The organism is Peptoniphilus phoceensis, assembly GCF_001517665.2.
Taxonomy (GTDB): domain Bacteria; phylum Bacillota; class Clostridia; order Tissierellales; family Peptoniphilaceae; genus Peptoniphilus_A; species Peptoniphilus_A timonensis.
The window spans coordinates 1-23650 of record NZ_LN999807.1 but is presented as its reverse complement, the minus strand read 5'-3'; the positions used below and the strand labels follow the sequence as shown (position 1 = coordinate 23650).

Annotated in this window: 16 protein-coding genes, 1 tRNA gene and 1 rRNA gene; 16 read left to right on the top strand and 2 right to left on the bottom strand. The window is 31.5% G+C overall.

Going from position 1 to position 23650, the window contains the following annotated elements:
- On the top strand, window positions 1-1385 hold a 1385-nt coding region (locus tag BN3657_RS08565; RefSeq protein ID WP_230204166.1), incomplete at its 5' end, for a stalk domain-containing protein.
- A 400-nt stretch (window positions 1386-1785) separates the two neighbouring features.
- On the opposite strand, the gene BN3657_RS08700 is transcribed toward BN3657_RS08565, so the two are convergent.
- Window positions 1786-1866, bottom strand: coding sequence for a putative holin-like toxin (locus BN3657_RS08700; RefSeq protein ID WP_222859610.1), 81 nt, complete (start codon window positions 1864-1866; stop codon window positions 1786-1788).
- Window positions 1867-2134: 268 nt separating this feature from the next.
- Here BN3657_RS08700 and BN3657_RS01025 point away from each other — a divergent pair, with 268 nt between their 5' ends.
- Window positions 2135-3778 (top strand): DEAD/DEAH box helicase, encoded by a 1644-nt coding sequence (locus BN3657_RS01025; RefSeq protein WP_062551405.1) that lies wholly within the window; start codon window positions 2135-2137, stop codon window positions 3776-3778.
- Between the two features lie 111 nt (window positions 3779-3889).
- On the opposite strand, the gene BN3657_RS01020 is transcribed toward BN3657_RS01025, so the two are convergent.
- Entirely contained in the window at window positions 3890-4624 is a 735-nt protein-coding gene (locus BN3657_RS01020) for a Fic family protein (protein WP_062551404.1), read from the bottom strand.
- 160 nt (window positions 4625-4784) lie between these two features.
- On the opposite strand from BN3657_RS01020, the gene polA reads away from it, so the two are divergent.
- The 14 genes from polA to BN3657_RS00945 form a co-directional block, all read left to right on the top strand.
- Window positions 4785-7442, top strand: a complete 2658-nt coding sequence (gene polA, locus BN3657_RS01015) for a DNA polymerase I (protein ID WP_062551403.1) — start codon at window positions 4785-4787, stop codon at window positions 7440-7442.
- A complete protein-coding gene (gene coaE / locus BN3657_RS01010; protein WP_062551402.1) occupies window positions 7429-8022 on the top strand; it encodes a dephospho-CoA kinase in 594 nt (197 codons plus the stop codon). The genes polA and coaE overlap by 14 nt, the downstream gene beginning before the upstream one ends.
- Window positions 8023-8446: 424 nt before the next feature.
- Window positions 8447-8522: transfer RNA gene (locus BN3657_RS01000), tRNA-Trp, on the top strand.
- A gap of 155 nt (window positions 8523-8677) precedes the next feature.
- Window positions 8678-9700: a phenylalanine--tRNA ligase subunit alpha gene (gene pheS / locus BN3657_RS00995; RefSeq protein WP_062551401.1), complete on the top strand. Its 1023-nt coding sequence runs from the start codon at window positions 8678-8680 to the stop codon at window positions 9698-9700.
- Window positions 9701-9710: 10 nt separating this feature from the next.
- Entirely contained in the window at window positions 9711-12086 is a 2376-nt protein-coding gene (gene pheT, locus BN3657_RS00990) for a phenylalanine--tRNA ligase subunit beta (RefSeq protein WP_062551400.1), read from the top strand.
- Between the two features lie 10 nt (window positions 12087-12096).
- Entirely contained in the window at window positions 12097-12648 is a 552-nt protein-coding gene (gene zapA, locus BN3657_RS00985; protein ID WP_062551399.1) for a cell division protein ZapA, read from the top strand.
- Window positions 12635-14974, top strand: coding sequence for a U32 family peptidase (locus BN3657_RS00980; protein WP_062551398.1), 2340 nt, complete (start codon window positions 12635-12637; stop codon window positions 14972-14974). The genes zapA and BN3657_RS00980 overlap by 14 nt, the downstream gene beginning before the upstream one ends.
- Complete coding sequence (locus BN3657_RS00975; RefSeq protein ID WP_062551397.1) at window positions 14967-17342, top strand: endonuclease MutS2; 2376 nt, start codon at window positions 14967-14969, stop codon at window positions 17340-17342. The genes BN3657_RS00980 and BN3657_RS00975 overlap by 8 nt, the downstream gene beginning before the upstream one ends.
- Before the next feature lie 9 nt (window positions 17343-17351).
- On the top strand, window positions 17352-19061 hold the full coding sequence (gene argS / locus BN3657_RS00970) for an arginine--tRNA ligase (RefSeq protein WP_062551396.1): 1710 nt from the start codon (window positions 17352-17354) through the stop codon (window positions 19059-19061).
- 4 nt (window positions 19062-19065) lie between these two features.
- A complete protein-coding gene (locus BN3657_RS00965) occupies window positions 19066-19839 on the top strand; it encodes a hypothetical protein (RefSeq protein WP_062551395.1) in 774 nt (257 codons plus the stop codon).
- A gap of 121 nt (window positions 19840-19960) precedes the next feature.
- Window positions 19961-20794, top strand: a complete 834-nt coding sequence (locus tag BN3657_RS00960; RefSeq protein ID WP_062551394.1) for an exodeoxyribonuclease III — start codon at window positions 19961-19963, stop codon at window positions 20792-20794.
- Between the two features lie 8 nt (window positions 20795-20802).
- Window positions 20803-21525, top strand: coding sequence for a peptidoglycan editing factor PgeF (gene pgeF, locus BN3657_RS00955; protein WP_062551393.1), 723 nt, complete (start codon window positions 20803-20805; stop codon window positions 21523-21525).
- A gap of 71 nt (window positions 21526-21596) precedes the next feature.
- Window positions 21597-22697 (top strand): tetratricopeptide repeat protein, encoded by a 1101-nt coding sequence (locus tag BN3657_RS00950; protein ID WP_062551392.1) that lies wholly within the window; start codon window positions 21597-21599, stop codon window positions 22695-22697.
- Between the two features lie 430 nt (window positions 22698-23127).
- A 16S ribosomal RNA gene (locus BN3657_RS00945) occupies window positions 23128-23650 on the top strand; the annotation flags it as partial.

The following is a 23650-nucleotide window of genomic DNA, read 5'->3' as shown; positions in this document are numbered from 1 at the left end:
CAACAGTAGCAGAAGCTGAAACACCAGCAGAAAAGACCGCTACACCAAAAGTAACTGAACCAAAAGCTGGAGATACAACAGTATCAGGAACAGCAACACCAGGTGCAACAGTAAAAGTAACACTTCCAGACGGAACAGTGAAAGAAACAAAAGCAGACGATCAAGGAAACTGGACAGTAGATACACCAGCTCTAGAAAAAGATCAAACTGTAAAAGCAATCGCTCAAGAAGATGGAAAAGACCCATCAGACGAAGCAACAAAAACAGTAGCAGAAGCTGAAACACCAGCAGAAAAGACCGATGCTGAAAAGAATCCAGCAGTTGAGCCAGAAAAAACAGAAGTTAAAGATAAGAACAAATTAACAGATGCTGAAAAGAAATCTGTTGAAGACAAAGTTAAAGAAAAGAACCCAGAAGCTAAAGACGTAACAGTAGGCGATGACGGTTCAGTAACTATAACTTATCCAGATGATTCAACAAACACTTTAACTCCTGATCAAACTATTACAGAAAAAACTACTCCGGGAACTGATGACAAACTTGTTGTTGATGAATCTGGTAAGAAAACAGTAGATCCAACTGATAAAGACCAAGGAACTGGCGTAGTTGTTAAGAATCCAGAAGGAACAACAATAACTGCTAAAGACGAAGATGGCAAAAATGTACCAGTAACAATTGATCCAACTACTGGAGAAATTATTGTTAATCCTGGTAATGATGTTGATGGTCCAATTGTTGTAACAATTAGGGACAATAAAGGCGGAGAAAAAGTTATTATAATTGATGTAGCTGGACACGCTATGTGTAGAGACGACAATGGTAGTGGAGACCACGGATATATCCCTGGAGATAATGACTACTTCTTCCCAGGCAGATTCAAGAGACACGACTATACTCCAACTTACCCAGTTAAGACTGTAGTGCCTGAAAAGACACAAGCTGCAACTCCAGTTCGTGATACTCTATGGTATGTATTCCACATCAACGAGTTCGAATATGAAGTTGTTAGAAATGGCGTAGTTACTAAACGTCTAATGGATGTAACTCCTGTTCTTCAAAATGGCAGAACAATGCTTCCACTTAGATATGTAGCTGAAGCTATTGGCGCTGAAGTTAAATGGGATAAGAAGACAAGAACTGCAACATTTATAAAAGACGGTTTGACTGCTTCTATCCAAATTGACAGCGACGAAATTGTTCTTTCTAATGGCAAGACAGTTAAGATGGATTCTAAACCACTTAATATCAACGATAGAATCTTAGTTTCTGTTACTAATGTAGCCAATGTATTTGGTCTAACTAACGGAAATACTCAAGATAAGATTGATCAAGATATTGAATGGGAACAAGAAGACAAGAGTGCAACAATTTATGTTAGAAGATAAATTGTTTGATTAAAGAGGAACCCTTAGGGGTTCTTCTTTTTTTACATATTTTTGGACTTTGTTTATATGACAGAGTCCTTTTTTGATGTTGAGGAAAGTTTTCCATATCAGATAAAAACAAACGCAAAATAAAATTTACGTTTTATTTCAAACGTAAAAATAAACGCAAATTTTTACGTTTGTTTTAATATTAGGATTTTATATTAAGATAAATTGAAAGACAAGATATTAAAGTAAAAAAGGAAGGATATTTCTATTCTTAAAATTATGTAATTGATTATTCGACAACATAATGTTATCATATATGTAAATGAGGACACCGTTAAAAGCGGTCGCCTTAAGTTTGTTGTATTAAAATACCACCTAAGACGATACGGGTGGTATTTTTCATTCTAACTACTTATTTTTTATTGAGTGTTAGGATGATTACTATTAGTGTAGAAAATTCTAACATTAATGAAAGAATCTCATAGTCACTCATAGTAATTCCTCCTAATATATTTATTAGGCGGCCACCATTGTATGTCCTCTAACTTATTATATCACTTTTTTATATTTGTATATAATTATTTAAATTGAAGCTTGTGATAAACTTAAAATATATAATTACAAATTAATAAATTTGATTCTTCTAAGATTTTTATATTTTTTTGTGTTATAATGTCTAAAGAAAGAACTTGAAGGACCGAGGGAATCTCGGTCTTTTTTTGTTTTGGAAATAATTATTTAAAATAGATTAGGAGAATATATTGAGATTTAATGAATTAAATTTATCTATGGAAGTTTTACAAGCAGTTGAGGATTTGGGTTTTGAAAAGCCATCAGAGGTGCAAGAGGCGACAATTCCAACTATATTAGAAGGACGAGATGTTCTTGCACAGGCACAAACTGGTACAGGAAAAACTGCTTCTTTTGGGATACCAATGATTGAAAAAATGGAGGATAATTGTGATAGTTTACAAGCTCTAGTCCTTGTTCCTACAAGGGAACTTGCAAGACAAGTTTCTGATGAGTTAAAAAAGCTTGCTAAACATAAAAAGTTTATAAAGGTAGTTCCAATTTATGGTGGAGCAGACATGGGAAAACAACTTAGGGAATTAAAAAGAGATGCTAGCATAGTTGTGGGCACTCCAGGAAGAGTTATGGACCACATGAAGAGAAAGTCAATTGTACTTGATGAGATAAGTTTCTTGACTCTTGACGAAGCAGATGAAATGTTTGACATGGGTTTTAGAGATGATATGAAAACTATAATTGAAAGGACAAATCCAAAGAGACAAACTTTGTTTTTCTCGGCAACTTTTGACAACAATATAAAGGAATTTTCAAAACTTTATCAAAATAATCCTGCAAAAGTTATTATTGAGAAAAAGGGACTCACTGCAGAAAAGATTGAACAATTTTATCTTGAACTTAATAGAAATATGAAGACAGAAATTTTAAATAGACTTATTTTAATTCACAAGCCAAAGAAGTCTATTATTTTCTGCAACACTAAGAGAATGGTCGAAAATCTTGAAGTTGAGATTGCACAAAGAGGCTACAAGGTGGATTCTCTTCACGGAGATATGCGTCAGTCATCTAGGGACAATGTCATGAAGAAGTTTAGAAGGGGAACTATTGATATTTTAATAGCAACTGATGTTGCTGCTCGTGGTCTTGATGTTTCTGATATTGATGTCGTTTTTAACTACGATCTTCCACAACAAGCTGAATATTATGTCCACAGAATTGGTCGTACTGCCAGAGCAGGCAAAAAAGGTCTTTCCTTTACTTTTGTAACTAGTAGGGACTATCCAAAGTTTAAGGAAATCGAAAAGTATGCAAAGATAAAAATGGAAAAGATGAAGCTACCTACAAAGGCTGACGTAGAGAGGGAAAGTCTTGACAATTTGTATAAAAAAGTTAATAAAAATATTTTAAAGGCAGAAGAGCAAATTGATTATACAGAAGTTTTAAATAGGCTTTTGGCACAAGGCTACAGTCTTTATGATATCTCTGCTTCTCTCTTAAAGATGGTAAATGAATCTTCAAACAAGACAAAAATTAATGAACTTGAAAAAGTTGATTATGGCAAAAAGTTTGAAATGTCAAAAAAATCTGAAAGTTCAAAGAGAAAAGGCAAGGACAAAAGAGGAAAAGAAATCAAGAAAATCAAGGGACCAAAGATTTTTATCAACAAGGGCAAAAGAGATGGACTTGATTCTAGTGAAATTATAAGATTAATCGATAGCTACACTAATGTATCTCCAAAGGAAATTGGCAGGATAAATATTATGCCAAGTTTTACTTTTGTGGAAATCCCAAAAAATATGATAAAAGAAGCCATAAAAGATCTTAATGGCAAGAAAATAAAGGGAAAGACTCTTAAAGCAGAGTATTCTGAAAGATAATTTAACATTTTTAAATCCCCAAAATGAATTTAATTTCACTTGGGGATTTTTATTTGCAAATTTTTTAATAATTTTTATTTACCAAAAAAGGAGGTCAAGCCTCCTAAATTTTTATTCGTGATATGAAATTTTAAAATAATCTAAATAAGTCTTAAATCTATCTTGTGCTGTCAAACAAGTATCAAGTAAATATCCTCTCTCTTTTTTATAATTTGAAAGTCCTCTGTAATAGAAAAATTTTAAATCTTCACTGATAATAAAGGGAACTATATCATTTTTTAGACACTCTTTTAAAATTAAGAGTCTGCCCACTCGTCCATTGCCATCTTGAAAGGGGTGGATTTTCTCGAATTGGTAGTGAAAGTCAATTATATCTTCAAAACTTTTTGCTTTTTTGTTATTGTAAAACTCTAAAAGGTTTTTCATTTCATGAGAAACATTTTCTGGCAAAGTAGTTTCATAACCACCCACTTCATTGGGATAAGCCTTGTAATCTCCAACTTTAAACCAGTCTTTTCTTGAGTCACTCGTTCCAGATTTTAAAATCTGGTGAATATTTTTGATAAATTCTTCTGTTAAATCCTCATCATACAAGTCAATAGTTTTGTCAATTGCTTGGAAGTGATTTGAGGTTTCTATTATGTCGTCAACCTTTAAAGAAGTCTTGCTATCATCAAGACCAATTGTATTAGTTTCAAAAATTAATCTTGTTTGTTCTTCACTTAATCTACTTCCTTCGATATGATTGGAATTATAGGTGAATTCAACTTGCAATTTATGATATATTCCACCACTTATTTTATTGTTTTTTTCGAATTTTAAAGTTTCTAATAAATTTCTATTCATAGCTATATTATATCCTTTTTACTAGCAATCATCAATAATATGGACCTTCAAGAAATTGTATACATAAAAAAATAACTTATAAAACAAAATAAATTTTGTGATTTTTATTTGCAAATTTTATTTATTTCAATCTTTGTTATAATGTAGATAGGAGGTTTTTATGGATAACAAATTTTTAATTATAGATGGAAGTTCACTTTTTTTTAGGGCTTTTTATGCTCTTCCTCTTCTTAAAACTAAGAGAGGTCTTTATACAAATGCTATCTATGGTTTTGTCATGATGGTTGAAAATGCCATAGAAAAGATAAAACCAAGTCATGTGGTAGTTTGCTTTGACATGAAGGGAAAGACTTTTAGGTCTGACATTTATAAGGACTACAAGGGCACAAGGCAAAAGACTCCCAATGAGCTTGAGCAACAATGGCCCCTTGTTCGTGATATTTTAAATTACATGAATATAAAAATTCTTGAGTCACCAGTTTATGAGGCAGATGATATTGCTGGCACTCTTTCAAAAATTGCCAGTGAAAAGAATTTTGACAATTATCTCTTGACTGGGGACAAGGATTATTTTCAACTTGTAAATGAAAATACTAGGGTTCTTTTCACTAGAAAGGGAATCACAGAGATGGATATTATCACTGTGGATAAAATCAAGGAAGATTATGGAATTGAGCCTCTTGAATTTATTGAATTAAAGGCTCTTATGGGAGATGCATCTGATAATATTCCTGGAATTCATGGGATTGGAGAAAAAACTGGGCTAAAATTAGTTCGTCAGTTCCACACTCTAGAAAATCTTTATGACAATATAGATGAAGTTTCTGGCAAAAAGCTAAAGGAAAAGTTAGTTGATGGCAAGATGTCTGCATTTATGAGCAAAAAACTTGGGACTATTGTAAAAAATGTTCCTATAGAAGAAGAGCTAGATTACTTCAAAAAAGTAGAATACGATTATGAAAAACTTTCTGAAATGTATCGTGATTTTGAATTTAATTCTATGCTTGCAAGACTTCCTAAAGAATATCAAAAAGAAACAGTGGAAGAAATTTCTGATGATAATTTTAAATTTGTTGAAATAAAAGACCTAAAAGAACTGGAAAAAAATATTAAAGACAAGAAGTCCTTTGCCTTTAAATTTATTAGCGATGGTAAAATTTATGAGGATGTAAAGCCTATTTATCTTGCCATCAAAGTTAAAGATGAGCTTGTAAACTTCATAGCTTATGATGATATTGACTTTGACTTTTTAAAAGAAATCATGGAAGATGAAAATCTTGAAAAGCTTGGATATTCTCTCAAAGAAGACATAATTATCTTAATGGATCTTGAGATTGATATAAAGAATTATTCCCACGATGTTGAAATCGCAGAATATCTTCTAAATTCAACTAAAAGTGATTATGATATAAATAAAATTTCCATGGACTATTTTAAAAATGGATATTTAGATGAAGAAGACCTTTTGGGCAAGGGTGCTAAAAAGAAAGCTTATGCTGATTTAGAAAAAGATGACTTGTTTAAGTATTTTGCCTTTTTATTAAATACAGTTTATAGACTTGAAAAATTACAAAGGGAAAAAATTGAGGAAGAAGAAATGACTTCTCTTTACCTCGATATGGAACTTCCTCTAGTTGAAGTTCTTGCATCTATGGAGTATGTGGGAATAAACACTGACGAAGCTGTTTTAGATGAAATTGATGAAAAAATTATTGATAAGTTAAAAAATTTAGAAGAAGAAATTTATTCTGAAGCTGGAGAAGAATTTAACATCAATTCTCCAAAACAATTGGGAATAATTTTATTTGAAAAAATGGATTTTCCAGTTATTAAAAAGACAAAAACTGGCTACTCAACTTCTGCCGATGTCCTTGAAAAATTAAGAGGAAAGGGAGAAATTATAGATAAGATTTTGGATTATAGGAAGTTTTCCAAATTAAAATCAACTTATATTGACGGCTTAAAAGCAGTTATAAATAAAAAAACAAAGAGGATTCACTCAAGATTTATGCAAACTGTGACTGCAACTGGAAGAATTTCGTCAACTGATCCAAATCTTCAAAATATTCCAATAAAAACTGAAGAAGGACGTTTGATTAGGAAGGCATTTTTGGCATCTGAGGGTGCAAGTTTAGTGGATGCCGACTATTCTCAAATTGAACTTAGGGTTTTAGCTGCCTTATCTGATGACAAGGAAATGTTAGAAGCTTTTAAAAATGGTTTAGATATTCACAGAAAAACTGCATCAGAAGTATTTCACGTAGATTATGACGATGTAAACTCTTTGCAAAGATCAGAAGCCAAGGCAGTAAATTTTGGTATTGTGTATGGAATTTCTGACTACGGACTTTCACAAAACTTAAATATACCGAGAAAGGCTGCAAAAGAATATATTGACAACTATCTTTCTCACTTTGTTGGCATAAAAAATTATATGGCAGAAGAAATTAAGCGTGGAAAAGAAGAGGGCTATGTTGAAACTATCTTCAAGAGAAGAAGATACATCCCAGAGCTAAATGCAAAAAATTTCAATATTAGAAGTTTTGGAGAGAGAATTGCCCTTAACACTCCAATCCAAGGTTCAGCTGCCGACATTATAAAAATTTCTATGGTAAAAGTTTATAATGAACTTAAAAAGAGAAATATGAAATCAAAACTTATTATCCAAATCCACGATGAACTTGTAGTTGACGCGGCAGAAGATGAAGTGGAAGAAGTTAAGGAAATTATGAGAGAATTAATGGAAAATTCCGTTGATTTAAATGTTAAATTGTCAGTAGATATGAATACAGGAAAAAATCTTTATGAATCAAAATAAAATCATTGGACTTACAGGATCTATTTCCACAGGCAAAACTCAAGTCTCTAACTTCCTAAGAGATAGGGGAGAAAAAGTCATTGATGCGGACTTAATAGCAAGAGAAGTAGTAGATCTCGAAAATGTAAAAGAAAAAATAAAAAAAGCCTTTGGAGAAAATATTTATGTAGATGACAAATTAGATAGAAGTGGCTTGGCAGAAATTGTCTTTAGGGACGAAGAAAAAAGGCAAATCTTAAATGAAATTGAACATCCAGAAATTTATAGGATAATTTTGGAAGAAGTGAAAAAATCAAAGGGAAGAGTTTTTGTGGATATACCTCTTCTTTTTGAAAGTGAAGAATTAAATAAAAAATATAATTTAAACTTTGACGAAATTTGGCTTGTCTATGTAGATAGAGAAGCACAGATAAAAAGGCTTATGAATAGAGACGGCATTTCAAGAGAATATGCAGAAGAAAAAATAAATTCGCAAATTTCTGTCGAAGAAAAGAGAAAAAAAGCAGATGTCATAATCGACAACTCTGGGACTTTAGAAGAAACTTTTAAACAAGTTGAGAAAAATTTAAAAAAATTATAACAAATAGCTGTATTAGCAGGAGTGGGCTAATACAGCTATTTAACTATTTCCCAAAAAACATTATTAAAATTATTAAAATTATTAGCATAAAAGTAGAAATTTTTTTAAATATTTTAGAATCATCGGTATCAAGAGATAATATAATAAGTATCATAAAAATAATGGAAATTACATTTATTATTATCTTTGTTGTTCTATTAAAAATAAAATAATTATGATTATTTAAAAAGATAATTATTAAACTTATTAAATATAACAATTTATATATTTTATCAAATTTTTTCATAATAAAATCCTTTATATTTATAATAACTAAATATTAACCAATAAACACACAAAGCAGTTAAAAATCTAAAAATAATATATTTAAAAAATAAAAAACTTTACAAATGATGAAATTTTTGTTATCATAATAAGGTATCTTAGGGGTATAGTTCAGTTGGTAGAACATTGGTCTCCAAAACCAAGTGCCGTGGGTTCGAGTCCTGCTACCCCTGCCAATTACTGATTGCGCAAGCAGTCAGTTTTTTTATGCCCATTTTTAAAATTTATATTTTAATCACTCTACATATTGATGAAATGGGAATTTACTTGAATTTATTTAAAAATCTTTTGCAACTATGATATAATTGTATATTATGAATTGGAGGTCAACATGAAAGAAAAATTAATTGGAATCAAAGATGAATCCATGAAACTTTTAAATGAAGTTAATACAATTAAAGATATAGATGAACTAAAAGTTAAGTACTTAGGCAAAAAGGGAGAGATTACTCAAATTTTAAAGGGAATGAAGGATCTTTCAAAGGAAGAAAGACCTGTTATGGGTGCTCTTGCCAATGAAGTTCGTGAAGAAATTGAAAATGCCATTGAAGAAAAGAAAAATGAAATTAATCAAAAGATTTTGGAAAAGAAGCTTCACGATGAGAGAATTGATGTCACTTTAAAAACTGATGATTTAATTTTGGGACACAGACATCCTCTCAAGAAGACTCTTGAAGATCTTGAAGATTTATTTACACATATGGGCTTTACTGTTTATGATGGTCCAGAAATTGAAACTGTAGAAAACAACTTTGATCTTTTGAATGCTCCTAAAGACCACCCTTCTAGAGATATGTCAGATACTTTTTATTTTGACAAAAATACAATTTTAAGATCTCAAACATCTCCTGTTCAAGTTAGGGCAATGAAGGAACATGGCGCTCCAATTCGCATGATATGTTCTGGTAGAGTTTTTAGATCTGATGAAGTTGATGCAACTCACTCACCAATGTTCCACCAACTTGAAGGGCTTGTTGTTGATGAAAAGATTTCTGTTGCTAATTTAATTGATACTTTAAATTATTTTGTAAAGGCTTTTTTTGGAGAAGAAGTGAAGACAAGATTTAGACCTCACTATTTTCCATTTACTGAACCAAGTCTAGAAGTTGATACTACTTGTACTTCTTGTGGCGGCGAAGGATGCAAGGCTTGTAACTACACTGGCTGGTCTATGGAACTTTTAGGTTGCGGCATGGTTCACCCAAATGTACTTAGAAATTGTGGCATTGATCCTGAAAAATATTCTGGATTTGCCTTTGGTATGGGAATCGACAGAATTGCAATGGTAAGGTACAACATCACAGATATTAGAATGATGTTTGAAAACAACAAGAAGTTCTTGGAACAATTTTAAGGAGATAGATATGTTATTACCAATTAAATGGCTTAAAGATTATGTTGATTTCGATTTTGATGTAAAAAAACTTGCAGATGGACTTTCTAATTCTGGTTCCCACGTTGAATCCATTATTATTCCATCAGAAGGTTTAGATAAAATAGTTGTAGGAAAGATAGAAAAAATTGAAAAACACCCAGATGCAGACAAGCTAGTTATCTGTTCTGTAAATGTTGGCGAAGAAGTCCTTCAAATTGTAACTGGTGCTCCAAATGTTTTTGAAGGTGCAATTGTTCCTGTTGCCCTTCACGGTTCTACTGTGGCTGGTGGTCAAAAAATTAAAAAAGGAAAACTTCGTGGAGTTGAATCAAATGGTATGCTTTGCTCATTGGAAGAACTGGGCTTTGAAAATTCTGTAATTCCTAAGGAAGCTCGCAACGGAATTTTTATATTCCCAGAAGGAACTGAAATTGGAAAATCTGCTTTGGAAACTCTTTTCATGGACAATGAAATACTTGAACTTGAAATCACTCCAAATAGACCAGATTGTTTGAGTATGATGGGAATGGCTGTAGAAACAGCAGCTTCTTTTGACCTAAAGGCTAAGCACAATGAAATAAAATTAGAAAATGAAGTTGATGATTTTTCAGATTATTTCGATGATATTGAAATTGAAACAGAAAATTGCACAAGATATTATTCTAAAATACTTAAAAACATAAAGATTGGACCATCTCCACTTTGGCTACAAGCTTATCTTATGCAAGCTGGAGTTAGACCAATTTCTAATATAGTTGACCTTACAAATTTTGTAATGCTTGAATATGGAGAGCCACTTCACGCTTTTGACCTAGACACGCTTGATACTAAAAAGATTGTCGTTAGAATGGCAGAAGATGGCGAAGAAACTGTCACTCTAGATGGAGAAACAAGAAAATTAAAATCTGATGATATTTTGATTACTGATGGCAAAAATATTATTGGTTTGGCAGGAATCATGGGTGGACTTGATTCTGAAATCACTGACAAGACAGTAAATGTTTTGTTAGAAGGTGCAAATTTCAATAAAGAAAATATTAGAAAGACATCTAGAAGACTAGATCTTAGAAGTGAAGCTTCTTCAAGGTTTGAAAAGGGAATAGATCCAAATCTTGCAAAAACTGCAGTAGATAGAGTTTGTCAACTTGTACAAGATATGGGAATTGCTGAAGTTGTTGCTGGAAATAAGGATGTAGGAGATTTTTCTAAAGAAGAAAAAGAAATAAAATTAAGACATCAAAAGGTTGTTGACTTAATAGGTGTAGACTTCAGCATAGAAGAAGTTGCAGACATATTAAATAGATTAGAAATTGAAACTGATATAAAAGATGACTATATTCTTGCAAAGATTCCAACTTTTAGACTTGATTTAAACATAGAAGAAGATTTAATAGAAGAAGTTGCAAGAGTTTATGGTTATGACAATGTTGAACCAAAAAAACTTAGAGGAACTCTTACAGTTGGAAGAAAACCTAGATTTAGAAATGTTGAAGACAGAATTAAAAATCTTTTAATAGGTCTTGGCTATTCTGAATTTATGACTTATTCCTTTGTCAGTCCATCTTCTTATAAAAAAGCAAACTATGATGAAGATGAAAAAAATATAATTAAAATTTTAAATCCACTTGGGGAAGATTATTCAATTATGAGGACAACTCTTGTGCCATCAATGATTGATGCTCTTGCTAAAAACTATGTTAGAGGAAATGAAAATGTTGGTGGATTTGAAATCGGAAATACTTTCTTCCCAAGTGAAGATGAACTTCCAAGTGAAAAATTAAAATTAACTATGGGATTTTATGATCTAGGTGATTTCTACTATTTAAAGGAATCAATAGAAAAAATTCTTTGGTTCTTGGGAATAAATAATCTAGAAGTTAGAAGAAAAGAAACAAGTTTCCTTCACCCAGGTAGATCTGCAGAGTTTATTTTAAAGGGAGAAAGTCTTGGAGTATTTGGAGAAGTACATCCAAAAGTTCTTGAAAACTATGGTTTAAAGAAAAAAGCCTATGTTGCAGAATTAGACTTTGACAAAATTGTTGAAAACACAATAGATAACTATACTTACAAGGAACTTCCAAAGTATCCAACTATGAAGAGGGATTTTGCCTTTATTATGGATAGGGAAGTTGATTCAGTTGATCTTGAAAAGATTGCTCAAAAATATGGAAAAGACCTTTTAGAATCCTTTAAGGTATTTGATATTTATGAAGGTGAAAATATAGAAGAAGGAAAGAAATCTGTTGCCTTCTCCCTTGTATTTAGAGCAGCTGATAGAACTCTAGAAGAAAGTGAAGTTACAGAAATTTGTGAAAAAATAGTTGCTGAGATTGAAAGTGAAATTAAAGCGAAACTAAGATCCTAAGGAGGCTATTATGTCCGATGCGAAGAGAATCGAAGTCACTATTGATGACATGAAGTTTTATGTCATGGGTAATGACAACGAAAAGTATATTAAGGACCTTGCAAGTGATCTTGATGCAAAAATCAAGGAAACAGCAAGAAGTAATTACAAATTAAATCAAGTTCAAACTCTTGTCCTTTGTGCCTTAAATGTATTAGACGATCTTGAAAAGATGAAGGCTGATAAAGATGATTTGGCAAATACTAGCGATGACAAGAAAGAAATCATGGAAAAGATGGAAGAAATCAAAGATCTTAAAAAACAACTTATGATTTTTGAAGATGAAAACAAGAAGGCAAACAAGACTTACAGAGATCTTCAACAGAAAACTCTTGATTTAGAAGATAGAAACAGAAAATTAAATAGAGATTTAATGGATAAAAACCAAGAACTCCTAGATTCAAAGGAAGTAATTAAGAAGCTTGAGGATAGTATTTCTAATCTAGAAGAAAAAAACAACTCCGCATCGAGAAGAATAATCGACCTATCAAGAGAATTGGAAAATCTTTATGGAGAAAACTAAATATGAATTGTTAGCACCTGCAGGTGATATGGCGGCTCTTAAGGCAGCTGTATCAGCAGGTGCTAATGCCATTTATTTGGGATATGATGAATTCTCTGCGAGGGCAAAAGCAAAAAACTTTGACAAGGAAGAACTAAGAGAAGCAATAGAATATGCTCATCTTAGAGATGTAAAAATTTATGTTACTTTTAACATTTTGATTGCAGATTTTGAACTTGAAAGGGCAATGAAAAGTGTAAAGATGCTTTATGAAATTGGCGTCGATGCCTTAATTTTACAAGACTTTGGAATTGCTGCAAAGATCAGAGAAGTTTTTCCTGATTTTGAAGTTCACGCTTCTACCCAAATGGCAGTAAATAATTATTATGGAGCAAAATTTTTAAAAGAAATGGGATTTAGCCGAGTGGTTCTTGCTCGCGAAACTCCACTTTTTGAAATAGAAAAAATAAAGGAATTAGATATTGATGTAGAAACTTTTATTCACGGAGCTCTTTGCGTATCTTATTCTGGCGAGTGCTTGATGTCATCAATGATTGGTGGAAAATCTGGCAATAGAGGAGAATGTGCCCAAGCTTGCAGAAAATCCTATGAAATTCTTGATTTTAATGGTAATAAACTTGCAAAAAGACTTTATTATCTTTCTCCAAAGGACTTAAATACCCTAGATCAAGTTGCAAAAATTATAAAAGCAGGTGCCTATTCTCTAAAAATCGAAGGCAGAATGAAAAATCCAGAGTATGTTTACACTGTGGTTTCCTCTTATAAAAAATCTCTAGAAGATAAGTTGAAACTTGAAGATAAAAAAGATACAGTTCAAGTTTTTAACAGGGGTTTTACCAAGGGGCTTTTTAATGGCGACTTTGGAAGAGATTTTATTTCCTATGACAGACCTGATAACAGAGGTGTAGAAGTTGGAAAAGTTATTAGTCTCATCAAAAATTCTACAAAAGTAGTTTTTGATGAAGACATACATGAAGGTGATGGACTAGAATTTAATTCAGCCAAGGGAAGATTTGGCATGAAGTCTAGAGAATTTTATCAAGCAGGAAAAGTTTATAATCTTGAATTATTTAAAAGACCACTTGAAAATTCTAAGATAAATAGGACTTATTCAAAAAAACTTTACGAAAAAATTGACGAAAAAATTGAAGAATACGACTATAAAAGAAGTCTAGATATTGATCTAAAAATAAAAATTGGGGAAAAACCTCTTATTCATGTAAAGTCAGGAGATTTAGAAGCTACTTATGTCCTGGATAAACTAGTTGAGCCAGCAAAAAAATCTGGACTTGAAAGAGATAGGGTAATAGAAAATATTTCAAAAACAGGCAACAGTATTTTTGAAGTTAAAAACATTGATTTAGATCTTGATGATGCTGCCTTTTTACCAATTTCTGCCATTAACGAACTTAGAAGAGAAGTTCTTGATATTTTAGAAGATAAAATTTTAAAAAATTCTCTTGAAAGAAACATTTATGAAAATAAATTAGAAAAAACTGAAAATGATAATAAGGCAAAAAAATCTCTAGTCAAAGTATTTTTTAATAAATTTGAAAATCTTGAAAGAAGTAATTTAGATAAGATTGACGAAATTATAATTAGGGCAAAGGATCTTGAAAAATTCAAGAAAATTTATGGGAATAGGGAAGTTTCAATTTATCTCGACAAATTTTACTCTTATGATGAACTGGAAAGACTTAGGACTTATATTTTAAAAAATAAAAATGTAAGGGGACTTTGGATAAATAATATTTCTGAATACTACATTTTTAAAGATGATGGTCTTGATCTCAATGCTGATATTGGTCTAAATATTTTCAATAAAAAGAGTTTAGAATTTTTTAAGGATCTTGGATTTAAGTCAATGACACTATCTGCCGAGATGAATAGTGGACAAATTCAGAATATAATAAAGGGCGAAGACAGCGAAATTAATCTCATTTCTTATGGCAGAATTCCAGTTATGACTATGAAACACTGCCCTTATTCTATTGAAAAAAATTGTAAAGATGAAAGAAACTGTCCTACTTGTAAGTACAAAAATTATCTTTTAAGAGATGAAAAGTCCGTGGATTTTGAAGTTTTAAGACAAAATACTTTTACAGAAATTTTTAATTCATATCCAATTTTATTAGATAGATATGTGAAAAAATTAAAGGAAAATAAAATTAGTCTTATAATTTTGGGAGATGAATTTACAGATGAAATTGTAAATTTGTATAAAAATTATAATGAAGAAAATTTTTATAAAATAAAGAAAAAGTTAGAAAATAAGTACCAACAAGTTACTAAGGGACATATAAATAGGGGGATTGTCAGTGGATAATTCTTTGAAAAAAGCATCAAAGACCTTGGAGTTTGACAAGGTCTTAGTTGAACTTAAAAAACTTGCTAGTGCAAGTATTACAAATGAATATATAGAAGAAGTTGAAATTTCTACAAATTATGATGAAATAAAAAACAGGTTAAATGAAACTAATGAAGCTTTAAAACTTATTATTGCTAAGGGAGAGCCACAACTTTTTGGTATTGTAGATATTAAAAGTCTAATAAAGAGAGCGGAAATTGGTGGATCTTTAACAGCCGCAGGACTTTTACAAGTTTCAGATTTTTTGAGAGTTTCTAGGGGACTTAAAACTTATCTCAAAAAAGATCCCATCAATAAAGACGAAGAAATAAAATTAGCTTATATTGACAAACTAATTGAAAACTTGTACACAGATAAAAGACTTGAAGATGAGATAAATTCAAAAATTATTTCTGAAGAAGAGATAGCTGATGATGCTTCTCGTGAACTTTTAAGAATTAGAAGAGGAATAGCGGCAAAAAAAGATTCTATAAAAAATAAGTTAAATGGAATTTTAAATACTCATGCAGATTTTTTACAAGATGCCCTAGTTACTCTTCGTGATGGAAGATATGTTGTTCCTGTAAAAATAGAAAATAAATCTAAGGTAAAGGGACTTGTTCACGACATTTCTGGGAGTGGACAGACTGCCTACATTGAACCTATGGCAGTTGTTGATGCCAACAACGAGCTGAAAGAATTATATGTAAAAGAAAATCTTGAAATAGAAAAAATACTTAGAGAACTTTCAGAATTAGTTGGAGAAAGTGGAGAAGAAATAAAATCAAATCAAGAGAAATTAATTGAACTTGATTTTATATTTGCAAAGGCAAAACTTGCCATAAATTATCATGCAAATATGCCTAAGTTAAATAAAGAGGGAAGAATAAATCTTGTAAAAGCCTATCATCCTTTTCTAGATAGAAAGATTGCAGTTCCCATTGACATAAATCTTGGCATAGATTTTTCTTCTCTTATTGTTACAGGACCAAACACTGGTGGTAAAACTGTAAGTATAAAAACTGTTGGTCTTTTAACTCTCATGGCACAGTATGGGCTCTTAATACCAGCTGATGAAGCATCGGAACTTGCAGTTTTTGAAAAAGTTTTTGCTGATATTGGTGATGAGCAGTCTATTGAGCAGTCGCTATCTACTTTTTCATCCCACATGGTAAATATTGTCTACATTTTAAAAAATGTTACAAGAAATTCCCTAGTTCTCTTTGATGAATTGGGAGCAGGCACTGATCCAACAGAAGGTGCGGCTCTAGCAAGGGCAATTATGGAATTTATGTTGGAAAGAGAAATAAGATGTATTTCTACATCTCACTACAATCAGTTAAAGATCTATGCATTGACAACAAAGGGTGTTGCCAATGCCAGCATGGAATTTGATGTAGACACTTTGTCTCCAACTTATAGACTTTTGATTGGAGTTCCAGGTAAATCTAATGCCTTTGAAATTTCGAGAAGACTGGGACTAACTGATGGAATTATCAATAAAGCAAAGGAACTTTTATCTTCAGAAAATATTGAATTCGAGGATGTTTTACAGTCTATTGACAGGGACAGGACAAAAATTCGTGAATACAGAGAAGAACTTGAGAGAGAAAAAATAGACTTAGAAAAAGAAAATAAGAGATTGCAGTCTAAGATAAAAAAATTAGAAGATCAAAAAGAAAAAATCTTAGAAAAATCTCGTGAAGAGGCAAAAAGGCTTCTCCTAAATACTAAAGAAAATGTGGATATAATTTTATCCGAAATAAATGAAGCTAAGGACAATATTAGTTCTGAAAATTCAAAAAAAATTCAAGAGGCTCAAGATCTTTTGCGTGAATCCATAAAAAATACTAGGAATAATTCAGAACTTGAGATTAAAAAAGCTGCCAACCCAATTAGAGAAATAAGAGTTGGGGACAAGGTTAGGACCTCTCTTGGAAATATAGGGACAGTTCTTGAACTTCCAGATAAAAAGGGGAATGTCCTTGTTCAATCAGGTATAATGAAGATGAATATGCCTAAGGAATCACTAATGCGAGTTGATATTCAAGAGGATACAACAAAAAACAACACTAGAAGTATTTTGAAAAACAAGGCGACAAATGTTAAGAGTGAAATTGACATTAGAGGCAAGAATTTTGAAGATGCGAAAGATATTATTGATAAATATTTAGATGATGCCTATCTTTCTGGCTTAAAATCCGTTAGAATAATTCATGGAAAGGGCACTGGTGTCCTTAGACAAAAACTTAGAGAACATTTTAGAAGTGTTAAGATAATAAAATCCTATAAAGATGCAGAATATAATGAAGGTGGCGACGGAGTAACTGTTGTCAACCTAAAGTAAGGAGTCAAGATGATAAATTTTAGAGAAGAAATAATAAAGATCCTTGATGAAAAAATCGAAGGTCTTGAAGCTAAAGAAATCGACAAAATGATAGAAGTTCCACCAAATTATGAACTAGGTGATTTTGCTTTTCCTGTTTTTAGTTTGGCAAAAATTTATAGAAAAAACCCAGCTATTATTGCAGAAGAACTGGCAGGACAAATAGATTCAAAATATTTTGAAAAAGTTGAAAATAAAAATGCCTACCTAAACTTTTACATCAACAAAAGTCTTTTGACAGAAGAAATTTTAAAGGAAAGTGTAAACAAAAAGGAAAATTTTGGCAAGTCAGAAATAGGAAAGGGAAAAAATATTGTCCTAGATTATTCTTCTACCAATATTGCTAAGCCTTTCCACATTGGTCACATTAGATCCACTGTTATTGGAGATTCCCTAAAAAGGATTTTTAATTTCTTGGGCTATAAGACAGTGGCAGTAAATCATTTGGGAGACTACGGCACTCAATTTGGAATGTTAATCTATGCCTACAAGACATGGGGTAACAAGGAAGAAATTGAAAATGACCCAATCCCTGAACTTTTAAAACTTTATGTAAGGGTAAATGAAGTTGCAGAAGAAGATGCAGAAGTAAAAGAAAAATGTCGCTATTGGTTTAAGGAACTTGAAAATAAAAATGAAGAAGCCGTAAAAATTTGGAAGTGGTTTAGAGAGATTTCTCTAAAGGAATTTAACAGGGTTTACGACATGCTCGACATTCACTTTGATTCCTACAACGGAGAATCCTTCTACTCTGATATGTTGCCTGAAGTAATAAAGGAAATTAGAGATAAAAACTTGTTGGAAGAATCAGAAGGTGCAGAAATTATAAATCTTGATAAGTATGATCTTTCACCAGCAATTGTTGTAAAATCTGATGGTACTTCAATCTATTTGACAAGAGACATAGCTGCAGCAAAATATAGGGAAGAAAATTACAATCCCGACCAAATTATTTATGTTGTTGCAACGCAACAATCTCTCCACTTTAAACAACTTCGTGCAGTTTTAAAGGAAATGGGAGAAGACTTTTGGGACAAGATTAATCATGTTGCCTTCGGCATGGTTTCTCTTGAAGACGGCACACTTTCCACAAGAAGGGGTAAAGTTGTCTATCTTGAAGATGTTCTCAACAAGGCAATTGATAAGGTTCGCGAAATTCTTGACGATAGAGAAAAAGAACAGGGTCAAAAAATTGAAAATAAGGAAGAACTTGCACAAACAGTTGGAATTGGTGCTATTAAATTCCAAGAATTATTTAATGGAAGAATAAAGGACTACACATTTAACTGGGATAAGACTCTTTCTTTTGAAGGAGAAACTGGACCTTATGTCCAATATGTTCACGCGAGAATTTCTTCACTTCTTAAAAAGGGTAATTTCGATATAAATAATGAAATTGATCCAAGTCTACTCACAGAAGAAAGTGAAATAAATATTATAAGAAGTCTTTACAACTTTACTGATGTAGTTATTGATGCTTGTGAAAAGTGCGAGCCATACTTTATAACAAGATACACAGTGGAACTTGCAAAGAACTTTAACAAATTCTACAACCAAACTCAAATCTTAGTAGAAGATGAAAAACTTAAAAACACAAGACTTATGCTTTGCTATGCAGTTAAAAATGTTATAGCAAGTGGACTTGACTTACTTGGAATTAAAGCACCTGAAAAGATGTGATGAAATGAATTTTTTTGAAGATTTACAATTAGTTTATAAGAAGGCCTTTAAAGACACGACAGTAAAAATAAAGAGCTCTCCAATTTTTTTAATTCTTCCCTTAGTGTATGGAGTATTATATACATTGGCGACAACTTTAATAGGCACAGTATTTGGACTTAATTTGGGAGTCCTTGCTGGCTTTATAATTCCTCTAGTAACTTCTTTGATATTATCAAGTTATTTTTCTGTATTGAGTGATTTGATTTACTACAACAGAATTAGTTTTAGGAATTTTAAAAATACTTTTATGGCTTACTTTGGCTCGATTTATTCAGTATATTTTATATTAATAATTATATCTTGGATAATGCCAGCCTTTGGTGGTAATACAAGCATTTTTATATTAATATCAATTGTAATTAATTTTGCAATAAATCCAATTGCAGAGTCAATTTACATTAGAGGAGAGTATTACACTTCAGCCTATACTCACTCACTTGAGTTTATGAAGGAAAACTTTATTTTGTGGATAATCCCATATTTAATTTATCTAGTAATTTTGCATCTATTAGGATTTGATTTTATATCTACAATAACATCATCTAATATAATAGACATACCTCTTGGGGAAAATCTTGTAAGTGGAGTGCTATATAGACAATTTTTAAACCCATATATATTAAAAAATATTTTAGCTACTATAATCACCGCTGTATATGCAATCTTTAGGGGTAACTTATATAAAATTTTGCAAGGATCAACTAGAAGAAAGAGAGCCTACATGGGTGAATTATAAATTTAAAATTAAAAAGCATGAGAAGACTTGACTAGTTCAGGTCTTTTTTTATAAGCTAAAGTGTAGGTAATAATATAAAATATATTTAAATAGATTAAATAAAAATAAATTTGGAGGAAAAATGAAAATAATTTCGTGGAATATAGATTCAATAAACGCTGCCCTAACAAGTGATTCAAATAGGGCGAAGATGTCAAGACAAGTTCTTGAAAGCATTAAAAATGCAAATCCTGATATAATTGCAATCCAAGAAACAAAACTTCCCAAAAATGGCCCTAGCAAAAAACACAAGGAAATTTTAGCAGAAAAACTTCCTGATTACGATTATGTGTGGGTTTCTTCAGAGGAACCTGCTCGCAAGGGTTATGCAGGAAACATGACTTTTTATAAAAAAGGACTTGAACCAAAAGTATTTTTCCCAAAAATTGGCGCTCCAGATACAATGGACTATGAGGGAAGAATTATAACTTTGGAATTTGAGGATTTTTATTTTACACAAGTTTACACACCAAATGCTGGTGGAGAATTAAAAAGACTTCCTCTTAGACAAATTTGGGATGAAAAGTATGGAGAATATCTATCTGAACTTGACAAGATAAAACCAGTAATTGCAAGTGGAGATTTTAATGTTGCACATAGAGAAATTGACCTTGCTCATCCAGAAAATAATCACATGTCAGCTGGATTTACAGATGAAGAAAGAAAGGGATTTACAAATCTACTTAATAGAGGATTTATAGATACTTTTAGACACATAAATGGAGATGTTGAGGGAGTTTACTCTTGGTGGGCACAAAGAGTAAAAACTTCAAAAATTAATAATTCAGGCTGGAGAATTGACTATTTTATAGTTAGCGATAGGATAAAAGATTTTGTAGAAGATTCTGCAATGTTAGACTCTGGAGAAAGACAAGATCACGCTCCGATTTATCTTGATATTGAATTCTATAAGTGAGAATATAAATGAAATCAGAACTTTTAGAAAAATATTCAGTTGCTAATTTAATAAGTGGATGCGAATATTCTCTTTCTTATGCAAAAGAAGGAGATAGGGTAAAAGATTATGTAAAGGACATGATAAAAAGAATGGATATAAATCCAGATGAAATATATTCATGTATTCAAACTCACACAGAAAAAGTCCAATATTGCAATGGAGAAAATGGCAAAGAATTTATTTATGGCAGAAATTTTCCAGATACAGATGGACTTATAACGGACAAGAAAAATATTGCCCTCTTGTTAAAATTTGCAGACTGCACACCTTTAGTTTTCTATGATAAAAAAAGAGAAATTCTTTCCATAGTACACTCTGGTTGGAGGGGAGCACAAAAGAGGATTCCGGAAAAAGCTATAGAAAAAATGAAAAGTGAATTTAAATCTAATCCAAAAGATATTTTTGTTTATATTGGTCCAAATATAGATATAGATAATTATGAAGTTGGAGAAGAAGTATATAAAGAATTTTCTGAATTTAAAAATAGAGATAGATTTTTCAAAAAAATAAAGGGAAGCTGGCATTTATCTATGACTTCTGTAAATAAAGAAATTTTGTTAGAAGCAGGTATAGATGAAGAAAACATAGAAATTTGCAAAGATTCAACTTATAATAATTTGTCCTTACATTCTGCTAGAAGAGAAGGAAAAGCTTATGGACTCAATTCAATGATAGTCATGATGAGATAAATTGAAAATGAAATTTTTATCTGATAAAATTTATTTAGTTAATAAAAGTGAAAGTAAAAAGAGGAGATTTAATGGAAAGTCTTTTTAAAGAAGAATTTAAGGATAAATTAAAAAATATAGTTTTTATAGACTTAAAAGAAGATTACCAACTGGAAGAGGTAAAACTTCCTCGTGGCTTTTCTTTACCCTTGAAACTAGATTACCTAATAGAAGGAATAAAGGAACAAGAACTTGAAGAAGAAATAAGTCTTGAAAAAATAGTTGAAGCTATGATTTATCTCTTGGGAATAGATAGTGAATTTAAATACAGCCAAAAGTATAGAGAGATACTTAAAAATTTAAATATTGATTTAAAAAACTATTCCATGCACAAGGCTTTTGTCAAGCAAGTAGAAGATCCCCTAGACTCCTATATATTTTTGAAGGGTTACGAAGAAGTTGTGGGGGAAGACCCAGATATAATTTTTAAAGAAGCAAATATATTAGAAGCGCTTTATAACAAAATTCAAAATGATTATGAAAAAAGTGAAAAACTATTAAACATAATTATAAAAAAATACAACAAAGTCCTTAACTTAGATGAAAATTATTCCCTAGCTTATTATAGGTTGGCTTATATAAACATTGCCCTTGCCAAATTCATAAAAGCAAATATGTACTTTGAAAAATTTATAAATCTGTCTAATAACGAAGAATTAAAAGACGAAGTTAGAAAAGAGATGGAGATCATAAAAAACAATGTAAACTATGATTCTGCAAAAACATATTTATCCTATGGTGATTATGATAAGGCACTAAATCTTTTAGATAATATAACAGAAGATTTCAACAGAGATGAAAGTTTCTATTATACTTATGCAATAGCAAACTACAATATAGCCGATTATGATAAGGCAGAAGAATATGGAAAATTATCTGTAGAAAAAAAGACAACAGAAGAAAACATAAATTTACTAGCTAGTCTATATGCAGCTAAAGATGAATTCAGAAGAGCAATAGATATTTTAAAAGTTGGCCTAGAAGAATTAGAAGACTCTTATCCACTAAATTACAACTTGGGGATAATCTATCTAAATGCAAATGAAAAAGATAAGGGAATAGAGTATCTAGATAAGGCATATAAAATAAAGCCAACAGAGGAATTAGATAATTTTATAAAAAATATAAAATAATTATTGACAGACAAAAAAGAAAATAGTATCATGTAACAGTTGTCAAAAAAGACAGCTGTTTTTAATTTTTTAAAGACAAAAAAGTTAATAAAAAATATAAAAAAACAGTTGACAGATAAAGATCAAGATGATAATATATAGAAGTTGTCACTTGAGAGGACAGCAAACAAATTACTGTGAAAGTTAAGTAAAAACAATTTAAAAAAATTGTAAAAATTACTTGACAAAGAAAAAACACGGTAGTATAATAAACAAGCTACTTCAAAAGAGTAGCGATGAAACATGATAATTAAATAGTGTGAAGATAGAAAAGATTCGTAATGAATCACACAAATTTCGTGATTAGAATCACAGATTCTTAGTAATAAGAATCACAAGCAAACCAGATATTCGTTTAGTTTTGAGGAAACTAATGAGTCATACAAATTTTTTAATTGAGAGTTTGATCCTGGCTCAGGACGAACGCTGGCGGCGCGCTTAACACATGCAAGTCGAGCGATGAAACTTTGACAGATCCCTTCGGGGTGAAGATAAAGTGGATTAGCGGCGGACGGGTGAGTAACACGTGAGTAACCTGCCTCGGACATTGGGATAGCCTCGGGAAACCGGGATTAATACCAAATGAAATCAAAAGTGCACATGCACCAATGATCAAAACTCCGGTGGTCTGAGATGGACTCGCGTCCCATTAGCTAGTTGGTAGGGTAACGGCCTACCAAGGCGACGATGGGTAGCCGGCCTGAGAGGGTGAACGGCCACATTGGAACTGAGAAACGGTCCAAACTCCTACGGGAGGCAGCAGTGGGGAATATTGCACAATGGAGGGAACTCTGATGCAGCGACGCCGCGTGAACGAAGAAGGCTTTCGAGTCGTAAAGTTCTTTTATATGGGAAGATAATGACGGTACCATAAGAAAAAGCCCCGGCTAACTACGTGCCAGCAGCCGCGGTAA